Here is a 19,648-nt window from a genome sequence, read left to right as displayed (position 1 = left end):
CTCACCCGGCGCCGCCGGCCGAGTCGGGCAGCCCGAACACCGAGTCGAACACGAACGCGTACACGGCCGCATAGACGAGGAAGAACACCAGCAGGCCCGCCTCGATGAGGAACGCCTCCCACAGGCTCACACCGAGGATGAGCGCCACAGCGGGGACGAGGAAGAGGATGAGACCCCCCTCGAACCCCACCGCGTGCAGGGCGCGCACCCACCAGGGGCGGCCGGCGATGCCCGCGGTGCGCTCCCACCGCTCGAAGAGGGAGTTGTAGACCACGTTCCAGATCAGCGCCACGGTCGAGGACACCACGGCGACCGCGAGCGAGGACCCTCCGGGCTTGCCCAGCGCCGCCAGGATCCCCGTGGTGAAGAGGATGGCCAGCGCCTCGAAGACCACGGCGTACACGACGCGGCGCTGCAGCGGCGTGCGGAAGACCCGGCGGGCCACGAGGGCGCGGCGGCCGCCGGGGCCGCGGGGAGCGGACGGGGAGAGGACGGGATCGGTGGGCATCGCGGCTCACCCTAGCGACTTCCGCCGCCGACGACCTCGAGCTCTCCGGCATGGCCGCGTGGCTGCGCCATCAGGCGGACGAGGAGATCGTCCACGCCAACAAGTTCATCGACCACGTCACGGACCGCGACGGCTTCGCCCGCATCGGCGCGATCGCCGCCCCGCCCGAGGCGAAGGGCATGACCGCCCTGCAGATCTTCGAGGCGGCCCTCGCCCACGAGCAGAAGGTGTCCGAGTCCATCCGCGACCTCTACCGCGCCACCGAGGCCGCCGGTGACCTCAACTCCCGCCCGCTGCTCAACTGGTTCCTGGACGAGCAGGTCGAGGAGGAGTCCACCGTCTCCGAGATCGTGGGCCAGCTGAGGCTCGTGGGCGACGACGGCTCGGGCCTGCTGCGCATCGACGCCCGCCTCGGCCAGCGGCCGGTGGAGACCACCGAGAGCGCCTGACCCCTCCCCCGGTCCGAACGGGCCGGCGCCGACCGGAGGCGCGCGGGTCGTTATGCTCGACTCGCGCGCTTCCGCGCGTCGGCGCCCCGTGCGTCCCCCCGCACCCCAGGAGGAACTATGAGCGGTCTCGTCGCTCTGCTCGATGACGTCGCAGCCCTGGCACGCCTCGCCGCCGCCAGCGTGGACGACGTCGCCGCCGGCGCCGGACGCGCCTCGGTCAAGGCCGCCGGCGTGGTCATCGACGACGCGGCCGTGACGCCGCAGTACATGGCCGGTGCGGCGGCGAACCGCGAGCTGCCCATGATCTGGAGGATCGTGAAGGGCTCGCTGCGCAACAAGCTGGTCTTCATCCTCCCCGGCCTGCTGATCTTGGACTGGATCGCCCCGTGGGCCCTGCCCTGGCTGCTCCTCGCCGGCGGCACCTACCTCTCCTACGAGGGCGCCCACAAGGTCTGGGGCAAGCTGACCGGCCACCATGAGGAGACGGACACCCCCGCCGTCGAGCAGGGCCCGGAGGCCGAGGACAAGGTGGTGCGCGGCGCAGTGACCACCGACTTCATCCTCTCCCTCGAGATCATGGTGATCTCCATGAACGAGGTGGCGGACCAGGGCTTCTGGCTCAAGGCCGGGATCCTCGCCGTGGTGGCGGTCTTCATCACGCTCGCCGTCTACGGTGCGGTGGCGGCCATCGTGAAGATGGACGACGTCGGCCTGCACATGAACCAGAACGCCCGCACCTCCGGTGCCCGCTCGTTCGGCCACGGCCTGGTGAAGGCCATGCCCATCGTGATGACCGTGATCACCGTGATCGGCACCGTCGCGATGCTGTGGGTGGGCGGCCACATCGTGCTGATGGAGCTCTCGGCGCTCGGCCTGCCGTGGCTGTACGACGCCCAGCACCACCTCGTGGAGCCCGTCACCCGGGCCGCCGGCTCCGTGCTCGGCTGGCTCGTGGAGACCCTGAGCTCCGCCCTGTGGGGCCTGATCTGGGGCTCGGTCGCCGTGGCCGTCATGGCCGTGGTGGGCCGCCTGCGGGGCAAGAAGGAGACCCTGCAGCACTGACCCCGCGTCGGACGCAGGAAGGGCGCCGTCGGATCCTCTCCGACGGCGCCCTCGGCGTCTGGGGGGGCGGGTCAGTCCGCCGTGAGGAAGGTGCGCACGGCGGAGACGAACGCCTCCGGCTGGTCGGCGTGCACCCAGTGCGAGGCGTCGCGGACCATGACGCGCACGACGCGCGGGAAGAGCGCCTTCATCTCCGGGACGTCCTCGTCGAGGATGTAGTCCGACTTCTCGCCGCCGAGCCACAGCACGGGGTGGTCGAACACGCGGTCCGGGTCCTCGGGGACGACCGGGTCCGGGAACCGCCCGACCTCCTCGAGGTGCTCGAAGAGCATCCGCACGTTGGGCTGCCATGAGAAGTTCCCGCCCTCGCGGCGAAGGTTCTGGAGGAGGAAGCCGCGCACACGTTCGTCGTGGACGTGCTCGGCCATCGCCGCGTCCGCCTCGGCGCGCGTGGAGTAGGCACCGAGGTCCATCTCCAGCATGGTGCCGAGCAGGTGCACGAACTCGTCCGTGGCCGAGGGGGACATGCGCGGGGAGATGTCCACCACCACGAGCCGCTCCACGAGATCGGGGTGGCGCAGCGCGAGGACCATGGCCACCTTGCCGCCCATCGAGTGGCCGAGCAGGTGCACGGGCCCGTCCGCGGCGAGCCCGGCGCGCAGGTGCTCCGCCACGCGGTCGGCCATCCCGGGGTAGTCCACCGCGTCGCTCCACGGCGACTGGCCGTGGTCCGGGAGGTCCACGAGCTCGAGCGTGAAGTCGTCGGCGAGCGCGTTCGCCACGCCCGTGAAGTTTCGGCCGCGGCCCATGAGGCCGTGGAGGAAGGCGACGCGGTGCGGGCCCGATCCCACCGTCGTCGAGGCGAGGGGCTCGACGTCGGTGAGCGGGGAGGAGGAGGAGTCGGTGGTCGGCACGGGCTCCAGGGTAGTGCCGCGCGGGCCGAGGGGCGCGGCCTCCTCGCCTCCGGCGCACTCGAGGACACGGGGCGCGTCCGCGGCGGCACCCGGCACCGGCCCCCGCCGGCCTCAGCCGGTCACGCGGGGCGCCCGGGTGTGCGCCGCGTCGGACATGTCCTCGAGCTCGCGCCCCTTGGTCTCCGGGATCATCGTGGCGACGAAGAGGAAGGAGAGGGCTGCCATCACCGCGTACAGGCCGTAGGCGAACATCAGGCCGAGGTCCGCCAGCGCCGGGAACGTCGTGGAGATCGCGAAGTTGGCCACCCACTGGGCGGACGCGGCCACCGCGAGCGCCCCGGCGCGGATGCGGTTGGGGAACATCTCGCCGAGCAGGACCCACGTGATGGGGCCCCACGAGACGCCGAAGAACACCACGAACGCGTTCGCGGCGATCAGCGCGACGGTGGACATGGGAGCGGCGAGCACCACCGAGGAGGAGCCGTCGGCCGCGGTGACGGCCGTGGCCGTGGAGAAGGCGTAGGCCATCGCGCCGAGGCTCACGGCCATGCCCGCGGAACCGACCAGCAGCATCGGACGGCGCCCCACCCGGTCCACGAGGGCGAGGGCCACCAGCGTCACCACGATGTTCGTGACGGAGGTGATCACCGTGATCGTCAGGGCGTCGGACTCGCCGAAGCCGACCGAGCGCCACAGCGTGGTGGAGTAGTAGAAGATCACGTTGATCCCCACGGCCTGCTGGAACACGGAGAGCAGGATGCCGACCCACACGATGGGCTTGAGGCCAAGGGCGTCCCCGCGCAGGTCGCGCAGGCTCTCCCGCTGCTCGGAGTTCAGCGAGCGGCGGATGTCCTCGATCATGGGGGCCGGGTCGGCGACGCCGGTGAAGTCGCGCAGCACGTGGGCGGCGTCGTCGAGCCGGCCCCGGGCCACGAGGTAGCGCGGTGACTCGGGCAGGCGCAGGGAGCAGACGCCGTAGAGAACCGCGGGCACGGCCGCCGCGAGGAACATCCAGCGCCACGCCGGCATGCCGAACCACAGCGTCTCGGCGGCGCCGCCGGCGACGTTGGCGAACAGCGCGTCCGAGAGGAGCGCCACGAAGATGCCGAGAACGATCGCCAGCTGCTGCAGCGATCCCAGCCGGCCGCGGACCCGGGCCGGGCTGACCTCCGCGATGTACGCCGGTGCGATCACCGAGGCGGCGCCGACGCCGAGTCCGCCGACCAGACGCCACAGGATCAGGTCCACGACCCCGAAGGCGAAGCCTGAGCCGATCGCCGAGACGAGGAAGAGCACAGCCGCGATCACCATGACGGGGATGCGGCCGCGGCGGTTGGCCAGCGGTCCGGCGAACCAGGCGCCCACCGCGCAGCCGATCAGCGCGGAGGAGACCGCGAAGCCGGTGAGGGCGGGGCCGAGCGCGAAGTCCGCCGCGAGGGCGTCCACCGCACCGTTGATCACCGACGTGTCGAATCCGAACATGAACCCGCCGAGGGCGGCGGCGAGGCTGATGCCCACCACCCTGGCGTTGAGTCGCGAGGTGACCTGCCCCGCGGGGGCGTGCTGCTCTGCCATGGTGGGCCGCTTCCTGTCTTCGGTGGAGCCGGACGCCGCCCCCGGAGACGCACAGTGTCCCGTCCGGATGCGCCCCCGCGCAACCGCATCCTGCCGAGTTCCCGACGGCGGCCCGTCGCCGGCCGTTCACCAGCAGGTCACCGTCCCCGCATCTGCGGGGCGGACCATGGGATCCGTGAGCGAGACACCGCGTCCCCAGTCCACCGCCCGCCGCACCGTCCTGGCCACCGGCGCCGCCGCCTCGGCCGTCCTCCTGCTCCCCGCATCCGCCGGGGCCGCCCCCGGCCGCTCCGGCAGGGCCGCCTCGCGGCACTCCGGGCTCGTCTCCTCCCGCCTCACGCTGCCCTCCGGCGTGGCCACGGGCGACGTGTCCTCGAACTCCGCCGTCCTGTGGGCCCGCAGCTCGGGCACCTCCCGCCTGCGCGCCGTGCTCCGCGCCGTGGACGAGCTGGGCCGCCTCGGCGAGTCCGCCGTCGCCCACTTCACCACGGCCCCCGGCACGCGCTTCGGGAAGAAGACCACCGCCGCGCAGTCCTTCGTGTGGACCGCGGACACCGCGGGCTAGGGGTACGGCATCAACCCCGAGATCGGAGGCATGCGCGGCTACGCGGCCATGCACGCCACCAAGCCGGACTTCTTCCTCCATTCGGGGGACACGATCTACGCCGACAACCCGATCCCCGAGACCGTGGAGGTCAAGGGCGAGCCCACGTGGCGCAACATCACCACCGAGGAGACGTCCAAGGTGGCCGAGACGCTGAACGAGTTCCGCGGCCGTCACCGCTACAACATGATGGACGTCAACCTCCGCGAGATGTACGCGGACGTCCCCGTGATCGCCCAGTGGGACGACCACGAGACCACCAACAACTGGTGGCCCGGCGAGGTCCTCGAGGACCCCCGCTACACGCAGGTGCGGGACGTGGACACGCTCGCCGCCCGCGCCCGCCGCGCGTGGCAGGAGTACATGCCGATCGCCGACGGGCGCGCCCTGCGCGGCGGTGACGGCTTCGAGCCGGCCCGCATCCACCGCAAGATCTCCCGCGGCCCCTCGCTCGACGTCTTCGCCCTCGACATGCGCACGTTCAAGGGCGAGAACACCCCCGGTCTCGAGCAGACCGAGACGCCGATCCTCGGCGAGGAGCAGCTGCAGTGGCTCATCCGCGAGCTGCGCGCCTCCACCGCCACGTGGAAGGTGATCGCCAACGACCTCCCGCTGGGCCTCGTCGTCCCGGACGGCAAGGGCCAGGAGTCGATCTCCAACGCGGAGCACGGCGCCCCGCTGGGCCGCGAGCTCGAGCTGGCCCGCCTCCTCAAGGCGATCAAGGACCACGGCGTGAAGAACGTCGTGTTCCTGACCGGAGACGTGCACTACTGCGCGGCCCATCACTACTCCCCCGAGCGCGCGGCGTTCACCGACTTCGAGCCCTTCTGGGAGTTCGTGGCCGGGCCCATCAACGCCGGCTCCTTCGGGCCCAACGCCCTGGACGGCACGTTCGGCCCGCGCCTGGACTTCGAGGCGCACGGCCCCGTCATGGGCTCCCCGCGCACGGGCGAGCACCAGTACTTCGGGCACGTGGAGATCCCCGAGGACGGCCGCGAGTTCCGCGTCCGCCTGATCAACGCGCAGGGCACCACGGTCTACTCGCGCACGCTCACCGCGCGCTGACCCCGGTGCCGGGCTCCGGCCCGGCTCCCCCACGACGACGGCGACGCGCCCCGGGCGGGGAGGCGTCGCCGTCGGCGCGTGCCGGGAGGAGGCGGCGGGGACGCAGGACCGGGAGCCGCGGCCGCCCGTCGTGACGCGGGTGGCCGCCGGCCGCAATGAACGAGAGTTCGCCCATCGCCCGGCCTGGTTCGCGCTAGCGTCTCGCCCATGTCCCCCTCGCCCTCCGAGGACGCCGCGCGCCTCGACACCCCCGCCACGGCCGACGCCGCCCCCGCTCGGCGCCCCCGCTTCGGCCTGCTCGCGCGCGTCCTGACCGGCATCGTCCTGGGCATCGTCCTCGGCCTGATCGCCCCCGACTGGCTCGCCCGCACCGCGGCCACCTTCGCCGGGCTCTTCAGCGGCTTCCTGGGCTTCATCGTCCCGGTCCTGATCCTCGCGCTCGTGGCGCCGGCGATCGCCGAGCTGGGCCGCGGCGCCGGGCGGTGGCTCGGGCTCACCGCGGCGATCGCCTACGCCTCCACCGTGTTCGGCGGATTCCTCGGGCTGGCGGCCGGGCTCGCGGTGTTCCCGCACCTCCTCACGCCCGGCTCCATCTCCTCGGTGACCGACCCCACCGCGGGGCAGGCCGAGGCCTTCTTCACGGTGGAGATGGCGCCGCCGTTCGGCGTCATGACCGCGCTCGTGCTCGCATTCGTGATGGGCATCGGCATGACGCTGATCCCGCGGGGCACCCTGCAGCACGGCTTCGAGGAGCTGCGGAGCATCGTCGAGAAGGTGATCAGCGGCGTGATCGTGCCCCTGCTGCCGTTCTACGTCTTCGCGACGTTCCTGACGATGGCCGCCGCCGGAGGCGTCGCCGAGGTCGTCCTCACGTTCCTGGGCGTCATCGCCCTCGTCTTCGTCCTCACGCTCGTCCTGCTGCTCGTGCAGTTCGCCGTGGCCGGCGCGGTCGCGCGCCGGAACCCGTTCACGGCCCTGCGGGCCATGCTCCCGGCCTACGCCACCGCGCTGGGCACCTCGTCCTCGGCCGCGACCATCCCCGTGACCCTGCGCCAGGTGGGCACGCTCGGCGTCCGCCGTCCGGTGGCCTCCTTCGTGGTGCCCCTCGCCGCGACCATCCACCTGGCCGGGTCCACGGTCAAGATCGTCTCCTTCTCCCTGGCCGTGCTCGTCCTCTCGGGCCAGGCCGTGGACGTCCCCGTGATGATCGGCTTCATCTTCATGCTGGGCATCACGATGGTGGCCGCGCCGGGCGTGCCGGGCGGGGCGATCGTGGCGGCGTCGGGGCTGCTGGCCTCGATGCTCGGCTTCACGGAGCCGCAGGTCGCGCTCATGGTGGCGACCTACCTCGCCATCGACTCGTTCGGCACGGCCACGAACGTGACGGGCGACGGCGCGATCGCGCTCATCGTCGACCGTGTCGCCGGCGACCGCATCACGGCGGCGACGGGCGGCGCAGGCCCCACGGAGCCCACCGGCCTCACGACCGCCGACTGAGTCCGCGCGGCTGACGCCCCTGCGCGTCCCGGCCGAGGACAATGGGGCGCATGCTCATCGTCCTCGGCCCCTCCCCCGCCTCCGGCGGCGCGGCCGCGCCGCCGGACGAGTGGTCCGCCGTCGTCGTCCCGGACGGCGAGGGCGCCCCCGAGCCCGCGGTGCGCTTCCGCCGCGCCCAGGCGCCCGACGTCGTCCGGGGCCTGCCGGCCCGCCTCGGCGCGGAGGCGGCGCAGGTGCGCTGGGTGCTGGCCTCAGTGGCCGAGGCGTACGCGCCGTGGATCGCCGCGGGCGTGCACGTGGACCGCTGCTGGGACCTCGGGCTCGTGCAGCGGATCCTGACGCGTGCCGCGTCCGCCCCCGGCAGCGGGGTGGAGCCGACCGGCGGCGCGGGCTACCGGCCCGTGTGCGAGATCCCCGTCCTCGAGCCCGAGGACCCCGCCGCCCGCCCCCGCCACGATCCCGCCCAGGACGCGTTCTTCGACCTGCCCGGCGCGGCGCAGACCGGGCCGGACGCGCTCATGCTTGCCGCGGAGCTGAGAGCCCAGCGCGCGGCGGTCGAGCACTCGGCGCACCCCCACCGGCTGCGCCTGCTCGTGGCCGCCGAGTCCCAGGGGGCCCTCGTGGCCGCGGAGATCCGCGCCGCCGGCCTGCCGTGGAGCCGGCCCGTGCACGAGGCCCTGCTGGCGGAGCAGCTGGGGCCGCGCCCGCCCGAGGGGGAGCGCCCTGCGCGGCTGCAGGCGCTCGCCGAGCGGATCGGCGCGGCCCTCGGGGCCCCCGGCATGAATCCGGACTCGCAGCCCACGCTCCTGCGGGCCCTGCAGACGGCCGGGGTCACCGTGGAGTCCACGCGGCAGTGGGAGCTGAACCGGTGGATCGAGCAGGGCGGGGCGGCGCGCCAGGAGCGGGCCGCGCTCCTGGCGCCCGTGATGGAGTACAAGGCGCTCGCCCGCCTCTGGACCGCCAACGGCTGGCACTGGCTGGACCAGTGGGTGGGCCAGGACGGCCGCTTCCACGCCACCTACCTGGTGGGCGGCGTCGTCACCGGCCGCTGGGCGGCCCACGGGGGCGGCGCCATGCAGGTGCCCTCCGGAGTGCGCGACGCCGTGCGCGCGGATCCCGGCTGGACCCTCACGGTGGCCGACGCGTCCCAGGTTGAGCCGCGGATCCTCGCGGCGATGGCCCGCGACGAAGCGCTTGCCCGGGCCGGCACCACCCCGGACCTGTACCGCGAGGTCGCCGAGCAGGGACGCGCCGCGGGCACCGCGCTGGCCGACCGCGCCCGCGCCAAGGTGGCGCTGCTCGGGGCGATGTACGGGGCGACGACGGGCGACTCCGCCGCGCTCATGCCGCACCTGCGCCGCCTCTACCCGGCCGCGATCGGCCTGCTTGAGCGCGCGGCCGCGGTGGGCGAGGCCGGGGGTCAGGTCTCCACGTGGCTGGGCCGCTGGTCGCCGGCGCCGGATGAGGAATGGCGCGAGTCGGTGGCGGACGTGTCCACGCAGGCGGCCGAGTCCTCGGTCCGACGTCGGCGGCGCTCGGCCGGGCGCTTCACGCGCAACTTCGTGGTGCAGGGCACCGCGGCCGAGTGGGCGCTGTGCTGGATGGGCGAGATCCGCCGGCGGCTGCGGGCCGCGGGGATGGCCACGCAGCTGGTGTTCTTCGTGCACGACGAGGTGGTCCTCCACGGACCCGCGGAGGAGGCCGAGGCGGTGCGCGCCCTCGTGGCGGACGCGGCGACGGCGGCGGGGCGCCTGCTGTTCGGGCAGGCACCCGTGGACTTCCCGCTCACCGTGGCGAGCATGGGGTCCTACGCCGAGGCGAAGTGACGGGACCTACCCACGACGCGCGCGGCGCCGGCGGGGCCGCTCACGCCTTCTTCACCACCGAGGACTTCAGGGACGTCTGGCCCGCGCCCGGCACCTTCGCCGCGACGTCGTCCCCGTCGGCCAGCGGATTGCCCACCGCGTCCCGGGTCACGACGGCGGCCTCGGCCTCCGCGGGTGCGTCGCCCTCCTCGGCGGACCATTCGTGGCCGCACATGGGGCACGTCAGGAGGGCGCCGGTGCGAGGGCCGTCAGGACGGCAGGGCGCCGCTCGTCATGAGCGAGAGCATCATGAGGTCCTGCTGCGTGAGGCGCACGGCGCCGTCCGGCACCGCGAAGTCCCGCACGTCCTCGGAGAGGTCCAGGGCGATGGGCATCTCGGAGTCGCGCATGCGCTGGAGCTGCTGCCGCTCCTCCTCCGTGGCGTCCGCCGCCGGCTCCATCAGGTCGGCGAACTGCATCGGGTCCGTCTCGACCCGACGCATCACGGCGTCCTCCACGGTGTAGACCATGTCCAGGGTGGCGTCGTTGAGCCGGGCGAGCAGCTCGTCCACGTCCGGGGTCTCCTCGCCGCTCTGCGCGGCGAGGTGCTTGCCCACGAGGTCCTTGTTCGCCTCGACGTACTCCTTCACGCGCAGGCGCATGCGGTAGCGGCCGTCCTCCACCTTCTCCGTGTCGCTGTGGTCCAGGAGGGCGTCCTGCAGCTGCTGCCGCTCCTCCCCCGTGAGGCCCTCCGTGTCCACGCCGGCCTGCTCCTCGAGGCCCTGGGTGACCTGCTCGGCCAGGGTGCTGTCGAGACCGAGCCACCCGCCGGTGACCAGGGTGCGCATCCACTCCATGCCGGAGGGGATCGAGTCGAGCTGGCTCTGCATCTCCGCGAGCGTCGGGGCCTCTGCGCTGCCGCTCAGCCGCATGAGCGCCGGCAGGTCCGCCCGGACGAACAGGTCCATGTCCCCGGTCTCGAGCGCCTGGAGGACCATGGAGTCCTTCACCTTCACGTCCATGCCCCAGTCCATGTCCTCCGGCCGGGCGAGGGTGCCGAGCGTCTGGTCCGTGGTGCTGCGCACGTCCATCACGACCGTGGTGTCCCGGAGCGTGGCGATCACACGGTCGAGCGACTCGCGGTCCTCGGGGGACATCGCTCCGTCGGCGGACTCCATCGCGGAGCGCAGCTGCTCTTCGCTCGCCGTGGTGCGGATCTCGGTGCGGCGCTGCTTCTGTGCGTCGACGTCCTCGAAGGCGGAGCGCAGGACCTCGTCCGGCTTCGGCTCGAACATCCCGCAGCCGGAGAGCGTGAGCGCCCCCGCCAGTCCCAGTGCGGCGATCGTGGTGGTCTTCCTCATGACGGTCCTGTCCCCTCGTGCGTGGCCGACGGCGGGCCGTCCGCTCACGGCCCGCCCAGCACGAACGCTAACAGGCGTGGCCGCCTCCCCGGTGCGCCGCACGGCCCCCGTCGGCAGGTCTGCGGACCAGAGAGCCCGCGCCGTCGTGGCGCCCGGAGAGGGCCGGTGGGATCCTGGGTGGATGCACCCCCTGACCCCGCGCCGACGGCGCCCCGCCCCCGCCTGGGCCCGGCGAGCCGATTCCGGGCGGCGCCGTGGATGAGCTGCGCGTCCGCCCCGGCCCCGGCGCACCGCGCGGGCTCCGGGTGCCCGCCGACGAGCTGACGGAGCGGTTCTCCCACGCGTCGGGGCCGGGCGGGCAGGGCGTGAACACCGCGGACTCCCGCGTCCAGCTCAGCCTCGACCTCGCCACGACCACAGCGCTCGACGAGGCCCAGCGCGCGCGGGCCCTCGACCGCCTGGCCACGAGGCTGCACGGAACGGTCCTGACCGTCGAGGCTCACGAGCACCGCTCCCAGCGGCGCAACCGCGCGGCCGCCCGCGAGCGCCTCGCCGGTCTGGTCCGGGACGCGATCGCTCCGCCGGTGCCCCGCCGGCCCACGAAGCCCACGCGCGGGTCCCAGCGCCGCCGCCTCGAGGCGAAGCGGCAGCGCGGCGAGGTCAAGCAGGCGCGCAGGCGCCCTGAGGCGCACTGAGCGCTGACGCGCGGAGACCCTCAGCCCTCGTCCAGGGCCAGCGGGGCGTGGCCCGGGTTGGAGAGCGAGAGCACGACCGCGGCGACGTTCGGGTGCTCGAGCAGGGTGTCCTCGACGCGCTGCAGCATCACCGCGGCCTCACTCTCACGCTCGTCCCCGGCCAGGTCCACCGCCCCCACGATGAGCATGCGCTCCGGCCCGACGTACTCGAGGTGCAGGTAGCTGACCGAGACGACCTCGGGCCGCTCCTGGAGCCAGCGCAGCGCGCGGGCGCGCACGGCTGGGTCACCCACCTCGCCGACGAGGAACGCCATGTTGCGGGAGAGCAGGAAGACCGCCACGACGCCGAGCAGGACGCCCACGAGGATGGAGCCGACGGCGTCCCAGCGGGCGTCGCCCGTGACCTGGTGCAGGAACATGGCCGCCGCGGCGATCACGAGGCCCGTGAGGGCCGAGGCGTCCTCCACCCACACCGCACGGAGCGTGGGGTCGGAGGTGCGCTGGAGGAACTGCAAGCGGCTGATGCGCCGTTCCTCGGCGTCCCGGTTCACGCGGCGATGCGCGTTCAGGAAGGAGTAGCCCTCGAGCACGAAGGCGACGGCGAGCACGATGTACGCGAGCGTGTAGTCCGACTCCCCCTCGTCCACGCCCCACACCGAGATGCCGTGCCACACGGAGACGGCGGCGCCGACGGCGAACAGGCCGAACGCCGCGACCATGGACCACACGTAGGCGGCGCGGCCGTAGCCGAGGGGGTGCCGCTCGTCCGCGGCCTTGACCGCCCGCTTCTCAGCGAGGAGCAGGAAGACCTCGTTGCCGGCGTCCGCCCACGAGTGCGCGGCCTCCGCGACCATGGCCGCCGATCCGGTGATCGCGCCGACCACCGACTTCACGATCGCGATCGCCGCGTTCACGCCGAGGGCGATGAGGACGGTCAGCAGGCCCTCGCCGCCTCCGTCCTGCGACGTCGTCCTGGGTGCTTCCTCGAGGCCGGTGTGACTCATGGGCAGAAGTCTGCTCCCTTCCGGCCCGAATTCCCCGCGCGGAGGGCCGTGCCGGCCGCGCGAGATCCGTCACTCATGGAGCTCGCGGTCGGTCGGCGCGCCTCACTCCTGGGCGGACCCGGCGTCCCCCCGCGCCCAGTGCTCGCCGCGCCGGGCCAGGAACGCCTCCTCGGGCCAGCTGCTGACGCCGGTGACGCGCACCCGGGTGACACGCCCGTCGTCGTCGAGCTCGAAGGGGATGCGCTCCCCCGCGGCGCCGAAGCCGTCCGTGTCCTCCACGCGCAGCGTGGTGGCGTCCAGGGCGCGCAGCTCCTCCTTCGCGTCGAGGGGGCCGGGGGTGGTGGGGTCGAGGCGGACGAGCCGGTCACCGCCGCGCACGATGTCCATCTCGCCCCACAGCGAGACGTAGCGGCCGGTGAGGCGGTCCAGATCGGCGGGTGCGACGCCGTCGGGCAGGGCCTGCCAGTCCGCGGCGGGCGCCGTGAGCAGGTCCACGAGCTGGATGAGCCCCACGGCGAGCGCCTCGGCCGGCCCGTCCACCGCGTTGGTGAGGACGCAGACCGCGAGCCCGTCCGTCGGGTCCACGAGCGTGCGGGTGATCTGCCCGGGGAACCCGCCCGAGTGGCCGACCATCCGCCGCGCCCCCACCGTCGTTCCGATGAGGCCGAGTCCGTAGGTGCCCGTGCCGGTGCCGCGCTCGAACGTGGCCTCGGGGCGGTGCATGAGGCGCAGGGTGCGGTCGGTGAGGAGCTCCCTGCGCCCCAGCGCGAGGGCGCCGAAGAACCTGCTGAGCTCCTCGGCGCGGGAGACGAAGCCGGTGGCGGCCGCGAGCGCGCCGGTGGTGGCCTGGTCGATGGTCACGCGCCGGCGGTCGCGGCCCGTGCCGTGCGCGCGGGTGTGGCCGACGGCGGCACGGCGGTCGAGCTCGTCCGTGAGCTCGGGGTGGGTGTCCGTCAGGCCCAGGCGCGCGACGACGTCGTCCGCCACGTGCTCGGCGTAGTCCCGGCCCGTGACCTGCTCGATGATCGCGCCGAGGACCCCGTAGCCGATGTTCGAGTACTTGAAGTGCTCCTGCGGGGCATAGGCGGCGCCGTGCTCCCGGACGACCGCGAGGAGGGCCTCCGGGTCGAGGAAGTCCTCGTCGAGCACCCAGAAGTCGGCGTCCACGCCGTCGCGGATCGCGCCGGAGGTATGGCTGAGCAGCTCGCGGACGGTGGCGCCTGCGAGGGGGGTGTCCGCGCAGCGCGGGAGGAGGTCGGCCACGGTGTCGTCCAGCCGCAGGCGACCGTCCTCGACGAGGCGCAGCACGGCGACGGCGGTGAACGTCTTGGAGTGGCTGGCCACCCGGAAGAGGTGGTCCGTGGTGAGGGGATCGCCCGAGGACTCGTCCGCGACGCCGAACGCCTCGGAGAGGACCAGCTCGTCCCCGATCCGGACGGCGACCTGAGCGCCCGGGACCTGGCGGGTCTCCACCTGCGTGGCGAGCCATCGGGAGAGGTAGGGGGCGATCTCGCGGAGGCGGGCGGGGGTGAGCTGCGGCAGCGTGCGGGTGACCATGGTCACCCACCCTACGACCGGGCCGAGGCGCTGGAGGGCACCGCCGGTGTCGACCGGCGCACCCTCGCCTTCGAGAGCACCTCGGTGGGCAAGACGACGACGGCCCAGCGCGTCGGCCTCCTCCGCTCGGCGCGACACGGCCCTCAGCGCCGGGGCTTGCGCCGCGGACGCCCGGTCCACGCCAGGTAGACGCTGCCGCCGGTGAGCGCGGCTCCTCCGGCGGCGACCACGGGCGCCGCGTACCGGCCGAGCTGGTCCTTGTAGGCCACGAGCACGTTGGTGCCGCCGGAGATCATCGCGGCCACCACCATCGCGGCCACGATCCGGTCCCCCGTGCGCTCGACGCGGGCGACGAGGGGCTCGAGCTCGCCGGTCTTGAGGTTCACGTCCACGCCGCCGTCGTCAAGGCGCTCGAGGAACTTGCGCGCGTACCCGGGCAGGTCGAAGCCGAGCTCGGCCGCGGCCGCGGCAGCGCCGGCCGCGCGTGCGGCGAGGCGCCGGGGATTCAGATGCTCCCCGGCCATGCGCGCGGCGAACGGGGTGAGGACGAAGGAGTAGTCGAAGCCCGGGTGGAGCCGCACGCCGACGCCGTCCACGATGATCAGCATCCGGCACAGCTGCACGAGCTCCGGCGGCAGCGCCAGCCGGTGGTGCCGCACGATCGCGAAGACCTGGGAGACGATCTGGTCCACGCGGATCTCCGCGAGCTCGGTGCCGTCGAGGCGGGAGGTGATGCGGAAGACCTCCCAGCGCAGGCGGCGCCGGTCCACGGTGCCGCGCGGAGGCGCGATCTCCAGGAGCCCCCGCACGAGCCCGTCGGTGTCCTGGCTCGCGAACGCCATCGCCATGCGGGCGAACTGGCGTCGGACAGCGGGGCTGATCCGGCCGACGGAGCCGAAGTCGATGAACCCGATCGTGCCGTCGGACTCGATGAACAGGTTGCCCGCGTGAGGGTCCGCGTGGAACACCCCGTACTCGAACACCATGCGCAGCAGGACGTCGGCGGCGCGGTAGGCGAGGTCCTCGCGGTCCACGCCGGCGGCGTCCAGGGCGTCGACGTCGTCCACCCGCAGGCCGGAGAGGCGCTGCATGGTCAGCACGCGCGAGGACGTGGTCTCCCAGTCGATCCACGGGAAGCGCACGCCCGGAGTGCCCGCGAAGTTGGCCGCGATCTCCTCGCACGCCCGCGCCTCCACGAGGTAGTCCAGCTCGGCCCGCAGGGAGCGGTCGAACTGCTCCACCATCCCCACGATGTCCATGTCCTGCAGCGTCTGGAAGGCGCGGGAGAGGCGCCCGGCCAGCGTCCGCAGGATCTCCAGGTCGGTCTGGACCTCCTCCACCACGCCGGGCTTGCGGATCTTCACGACGACGTCGCGCCCGTCCCGCAGCCGCGCCAGGTGCGCCTGGCCGATCGAGGCGGTCGCCAGCGGCGTCGTGTCGAACCACGCGAAGATCTCGTCCACGGAGGCCCCGAAGTCCTCGCGCACGGTCTCGGCGAGCGCCTCGAACGGGATCGGGGTGGTGCTGTCCGTCAACCGGGCGAACGCACGGCAGTAGCTCTCCGGGAAGAGGTCGGGCCGGGTCGAGATCAGCTGGCCCAGCTTCACGAACGTGGTCCCGAGCTCCTCGAAGGTGCGCACCACGAGCTCGGGGCGGGCGGCGGCGTCGACGCCTCCCAGGTGAGCCTGCCGGTCCGTGGCCGGCAGCCAGCGGCCGAGCCCGGCCTGCACGGCCGTCGCGTAGAGGCCGTTCCGGGACATGACGTGGGCGATCTCACGGTAGCGCTGGAGCTGGCGGGCCATGGGGTCCACGCTACGCGAGGGGACGGCCCGCCCCTACCGCCTGGCGTATCGCAGCATGTTCGGCCGGCACGGCGCCTCGGCGGCGATCAGCACGTCCGGCGCCACCGTCCCCTCGGCCCGGAGGGAGAAGAGCCGGTCCACCACGCGGTCTCGCACGCCGTACGGGCTGATCGCGTTGACGTTGATCTTCGTCGCGCCCTCGAAGCCGGCCAGCGTGGAGACACGCCACTTGAGGCACACCCGCCACGGCATGCCGGCCTCGACGTCGGCCGGGCGGGTGTGCCACTCCTCGTTGCAGGGCACGTCCGCGCCGGTCGCGGCGTGGGCGGCGTGGAGCAGGTCGGACATGCCGCGCAGCTCCTCGGGCGCCTGGGCCCACGGATCCGACTCCGCGCTCTTCGAGTACACCTCGAGGGTCGGGTAGCGGTGCCCGAAGCCGGCGAGCATGACGGCGTGCTCGTTCTCCGCGATCACCAGGCTGTGGCGGGCCGCGTAGTTGACGGCGTCCTCGTTGAAGACGTTCGGGTCGGCGCGCAGCCGCGCGAGCACCGCCTCGTTCTGCGCTCCACGCTCGTCGATGGACACCAGCTGCTTGTGCAGGTGGTCGAAGGAGGCGCCGGCGGGCTTGAGCCAGTTCTGGAACACCGAGACGTAGCGGACGTCGCGGTTGGCCTCGTACAGCGCGCGGGCGGCCTCCGCGGTGAAGGCGATGAACGCGTGGTGCTCGTCCAGGGTCAGCGTGCCGGCGCTGGCCAGCCGGTGGTCGTCCGCGGCGCCGTCCACGTAGTGGCGCCGGGCGATGATCACGTCGTGCCCGCCGCCGAAGAACCCCGAGGCCGCATCGATCGTCTCGTCCTCGGACATCGCGTCGATCTCGTCGGGGCTCCTCCCCGCGGCCCGCAGCTTCGTCCCGACGACGGCGCGCACGTGGGCCCGGCCGGCCTCCGAGGCGAGGTAGTCATCGCGGTGGCGCCGCGCCGCCGTCGTGAGCTCGTAGCCGTAGTTGGCGCGCCAGTAGTCGTAGCTGAGGATCTCGAAGAGGTTGGGGACCCGGCGGAACGCGGCGACGGTGTCGAAGAGGTGCTCAGCACCGAGGCCGGCGAGGGTCTCGAAGGACCCTCCCGCGCCGCGGACGACGCGGGCCTTCTCCGGCGGGGTCTCCAGGTATCGCCCCGCGCAGAACGCGCAGTGACGGTCGTGCTCAGCCGGATCGAGGGGTCGCGGCTCCGGCCGCGCGAGCCCCAGCGGGCGGTTGGCCCGCCCCGGGACGGTCCACACCTCGGTGCCGCTGAACGGGTTGACCTGCTTGATCGTGCCGTCCGCCATGGTGCGGAGGAACTGCGGCGCGTGCTGGTGGGGCTGGAGCATGGCTCTCCTCGCGGGGCGGCGGCGTCGGGACCAGGCTAGCGGCCCCTCCCGTGCCGTCTCGGCTCACCGGGCCATCCGCGGCGCGAGCGTCTGCCGGATCTCGCTGACCACGACGGGACCGACGTTCCGACGCCGGAGCGGTGGGGCGCCGATGCGTCTGCCTGCTGCCACGGATGGCGGTGGTCTGCGTCCTTCGCCCAGACTCGGGCGCGCAGCTGACCTCGTCTACAGGGTCCCCGCCGCGCTCGCGATCGCCCGGTAGTCCGCGGCGAGCGAGTCCAGCGTCGCGTGGGCATTGAGCCCGCTCGGATTCGGCGCCACGAACAGGCGGGTGCTCGGCCACGGCGAGTCCTGCTCCCCCAGGCGCGCCTTCGGCACGCCGAACGCCGTCCGGTAGGAGGTCACCCCCAGCACTGCGACAGCGGCGGGCGCGTGTGCGGTGACGAGGGCGTCCAGCCGGGCGGGGGCGGCCTCGAGCTCGGCCCGCGTGAGCTCGTCGGCGCGGGCCGTGGCGCGCGGGACCAGGTTGGAGATGCCGATGCCCTTGGCCCGGAGCTCGGCCAGGCCGACGTCGGGATAGCCGCCGGAGGCGTCGATGAGGTGCGAGGTGATGCGGGCCCGGTGCAGGGCCGGGTAGAAGCGGTTGCCGGGTCGGCCGAAGTGCGCGCCCGTGGCGGCGCTCCACAGGCTCGGGTTGATGCCCACGAACAGCAGGCGCAGCGGGTCCGGGAGCAGGTCCGGCACGGTGCGGTCGCGGAACTCCTGGAGCTCGGCCTGGGTGAAGCGCATGCCGACACCCTGGCACAGGTACCCTGGCCCTTGCCCGTCCTCGTCCGCATCACGCCCCTGGAGGCTCCATGTCGTCTCGCATCCATCATCCCGGACTGAAGGCCAAGGTGATGTCCGCGGCGGAGGCGGCGGCGTTCATCCAGCCGGGGACCACGGTGGGCATGAGCGGCTTCACCGGATCGGGCTACCCGAAGGCCGTGCCCATGGCTCTCGCCGAGCGCATCAAGGCCGCACACGCCCGCGGCGAGGACTTCCGCATCAACCTCCACACCGGCGCCTCCACGTCCACGGAGATGGACGGCGCGCTCGCCGAGGCCGACGGCGTCGCGCTGCGCACCCCGTTCAACACGGACCCCACGATGCGCGCGAGGATCAACGCGGGCGAGACCGAGTACATCGACACGCACCTCTCCCACCTGGCCCAGACCGTGTGGGAGGGCTTCTACGGCCCGATGCACACCGCCGTGGTCGAGGTGTCCGCGATCCGGGAGAACGGCCGGCTCGTGCCGAGCTCGTCCGTGGGCAACAACAAGTCCTGGCTGGACCTCGCAGACCAGGTGATCCTCGAGGTGAACTCGTGGCAGAGCGAGGACCTGGACGGCCTGCACGACGTCTACTACGAGACCGCCCTGCCGCCGCACCGCAAGCCGGTCGGGGTCACCCACCCGGCGGATCGCATCGGCGTCACGGACTTCGGCGTGGATCCGGCCAAGGTGGTGGCCGTCGTCGAGACCCATGCGCCGGACCGCAACTCGGCGTTCAAGCCCGCCGACGCCGACTCGGTGGCCATCGCCCAGCACCTCGTGGAGTTCTTCGAGCACGAGGTGGCCCAGGGCCGGTACGACGAGCGCCTGCTGCCGTTGCAGTCGGGCGTGGGCAACGTGGCGAACGCCGTGATGGCCGAACTCGTGACGTCCCGCTTCCACGGGCTGACCGCCTTCACCGAGGTGGTGCAGGACGGCATGCTCGACGCGCTGGACTCGGGAACCCTCTCCATGGCCTCGTGCACGGCGTTCTCGCTCTCCACGGAGGCCGCCGAGCGCTTCAACTCCCACGTGAACCAGTACCGGGACAAGCTCATCATCCGCACCCAGGAGATCTCCAACCACCCCGAGCTCGTGCGCCGCCTCGGCATCCTGGCGATGAACGGCATGCTCGAGGCCGACCTCTACGGCAACGTGAACTCCACGCACCTCATGGGCACGAAGATGATGAACGGCCTCGGCGGCTCCGGCGACTTCGCCCGCAACGCGTTCACCTCGTTCTTCCTCACGCCGTCCGTCGCGAAGAACGGGGCGATCTCCTGCATCGTGCCGATGGTCTCCCACGTGGACCACACCGAGCACGACGTGCACGTGGTGGTCACCGAGCAGGGGCTGGCCGACCTGCGCGGCCTCTCCCCCAAGCAGCGCGCCCGCACGATCATCGACACGTGCGCGCACCCGGACTACAGGGAGCAGCTGCGGGACTACTTCGACCGCGCGATGCGTGAGTCGGACGGCCTGCACACCCCGCACCTGTTGGGCGAGGCCCTGTCCTGGCACCAGCGCTTCCTCGAGACCGGGACGATGCGTCAGGGCTGACGGCCCGCCG

Annotated in this window: 14 protein-coding genes and 3 pseudogenes; 7 read left to right on the top strand and 10 right to left on the bottom strand. The window is 73.2% G+C overall.

The annotated features are described in order from the left end of the window. Position 1: 1 nt before the first annotated feature. A complete protein-coding gene (locus tag AB0302_RS06685) occupies positions 2–508 on the bottom strand; it encodes a PACE efflux transporter (protein WP_298987556.1) in 507 nt (168 codons plus the stop codon). Between the two features lie 23 nt (positions 509–531). On the opposite strand from AB0302_RS06685, the pseudogene AB0302_RS06680 reads away from it, so the two are divergent. Beyond that, positions 532–957, top strand: a pseudogene (locus AB0302_RS06680) (ferritin); the annotation flags it as partial. A gap of 117 nt (positions 958–1,074) precedes the next feature. Further along, positions 1,075–2,019 carry a DUF808 domain-containing protein gene (locus AB0302_RS06675; RefSeq protein WP_366370943.1) on the top strand — a complete coding sequence of 315 codons (945 nt, stop codon included), beginning with the start codon at positions 1,075–1,077 and terminating at the stop codon, positions 2,017–2,019. A gap of 71 nt (positions 2,020–2,090) precedes the next feature. On the opposite strand, the gene AB0302_RS06670 is transcribed toward AB0302_RS06675, so the two are convergent. Beyond that, entirely contained in the window at positions 2,091–2,933 is an 843-nt protein-coding gene (locus AB0302_RS06670) for an alpha/beta fold hydrolase (RefSeq protein ID WP_366370942.1), read from the bottom strand. A gap of 111 nt (positions 2,934–3,044) precedes the next feature. Next, positions 3,045–4,508, bottom strand: a complete 1,464-nt coding sequence (locus tag AB0302_RS06665; RefSeq protein WP_298711956.1) for a sugar porter family MFS transporter — start codon at positions 4,506–4,508, stop codon at positions 3,045–3,047. 166 nt (positions 4,509–4,674) lie between these two features. Between AB0302_RS06665 and AB0302_RS06660 the strand changes: the two are divergent. The 3 genes and pseudogenes from AB0302_RS06660 to AB0302_RS06650 all read left to right on the top strand — a co-directional run bounded on the left by AB0302_RS06660 (position 4,675) and on the right by AB0302_RS06650 (position 9,500). Next, positions 4,675–6,177: pseudogene (locus tag AB0302_RS06660) on the top strand (alkaline phosphatase D family protein). 207 nt (positions 6,178–6,384) lie between these two features. Then, complete coding sequence (locus AB0302_RS06655) at positions 6,385–7,674, top strand: dicarboxylate/amino acid:cation symporter (protein WP_248117520.1); 1,290 nt, start codon at positions 6,385–6,387, stop codon at positions 7,672–7,674. A gap of 50 nt (positions 7,675–7,724) precedes the next feature. Continuing rightward, a complete protein-coding gene (locus AB0302_RS06650; protein ID WP_366370941.1) occupies positions 7,725–9,500 on the top strand; it encodes a bifunctional 3'-5' exonuclease/DNA polymerase in 1,776 nt (591 codons plus the stop codon). A 40-nt stretch (positions 9,501–9,540) separates the two neighbouring features. Here the strand turns inward: AB0302_RS06650 and AB0302_RS06645 are convergent. Together AB0302_RS06645 and AB0302_RS06640 are read right to left on the bottom strand one after the other, a co-directional pair. Then, positions 9,541–9,732: pseudogene (locus AB0302_RS06645) on the bottom strand (alkylphosphonate utilization protein); the annotation flags it as partial. Positions 9,733–9,748: 16 nt separating this feature from the next. Further along, a complete protein-coding gene (locus tag AB0302_RS06640; RefSeq protein ID WP_366370940.1) occupies positions 9,749–10,840 on the bottom strand; it encodes a hypothetical protein in 1,092 nt (363 codons plus the stop codon). A 254-nt stretch (positions 10,841–11,094) separates the two neighbouring features. Between AB0302_RS06640 and arfB the strand changes: the two genes are divergently transcribed. Continuing rightward, positions 11,095–11,535 (top strand): alternative ribosome rescue aminoacyl-tRNA hydrolase ArfB, encoded by a 441-nt coding sequence (arfB, locus tag AB0302_RS06635; protein WP_366370939.1) that lies wholly within the window; start codon positions 11,095–11,097, stop codon positions 11,533–11,535. A gap of 20 nt (positions 11,536–11,555) precedes the next feature. Here the strand turns inward: arfB and AB0302_RS06630 are convergent, their stop codons facing one another. The 5 genes from AB0302_RS06630 to AB0302_RS06610 all read right to left on the bottom strand — a co-directional run bounded on the left by AB0302_RS06630 (position 11,556) and on the right by AB0302_RS06610 (position 18,055). Continuing rightward, entirely contained in the window at positions 11,556–12,539 is a 984-nt protein-coding gene (locus AB0302_RS06630; protein ID WP_366370938.1) for a cation diffusion facilitator family transporter, read from the bottom strand. Between the two features lie 102 nt (positions 12,540–12,641). Continuing rightward, positions 12,642–14,096 carry a serine hydrolase gene (locus tag AB0302_RS06625; protein ID WP_366370937.1) on the bottom strand — a complete coding sequence of 485 codons (1,455 nt, stop codon included), beginning with the start codon at positions 14,094–14,096 and terminating at the stop codon, positions 12,642–12,644. A gap of 143 nt (positions 14,097–14,239) precedes the next feature. Next, positions 14,240–15,898, bottom strand: a complete 1,659-nt coding sequence (locus tag AB0302_RS06620) for an AarF/UbiB family protein (protein WP_366370936.1) — start codon at positions 15,896–15,898, stop codon at positions 14,240–14,242. 33 nt (positions 15,899–15,931) lie between these two features. Further along, entirely contained in the window at positions 15,932–17,266 is a 1,335-nt protein-coding gene (locus AB0302_RS06615) for a DUF4921 family protein (protein ID WP_366370935.1), read from the bottom strand. Between the two features lie 225 nt (positions 17,267–17,491). After that, entirely contained in the window at positions 17,492–18,055 is a 564-nt protein-coding gene (locus AB0302_RS06610) for a mismatch-specific DNA-glycosylase (protein ID WP_366370934.1), read from the bottom strand. A gap of 68 nt (positions 18,056–18,123) precedes the next feature. Between AB0302_RS06610 and AB0302_RS06605 the strand changes: the two genes are divergently transcribed. Then, entirely contained in the window at positions 18,124–19,638 is a 1,515-nt protein-coding gene (locus AB0302_RS06605) for an acetyl-CoA hydrolase/transferase family protein (RefSeq protein WP_366370933.1), read from the top strand. Positions 19,639–19,648 lie beyond the last annotated feature (10 nt).

The organism is Micrococcus sp. NPDC078436, from assembly GCF_040702705.1.
Classification (GTDB): Bacteria; Actinomycetota; Actinomycetes; order Actinomycetales; family Micrococcaceae; genus Micrococcus.
The sequence above is the reverse complement of the archived record's forward strand: the minus strand, read 5'-3'. Positions and strand labels throughout refer to the sequence as shown.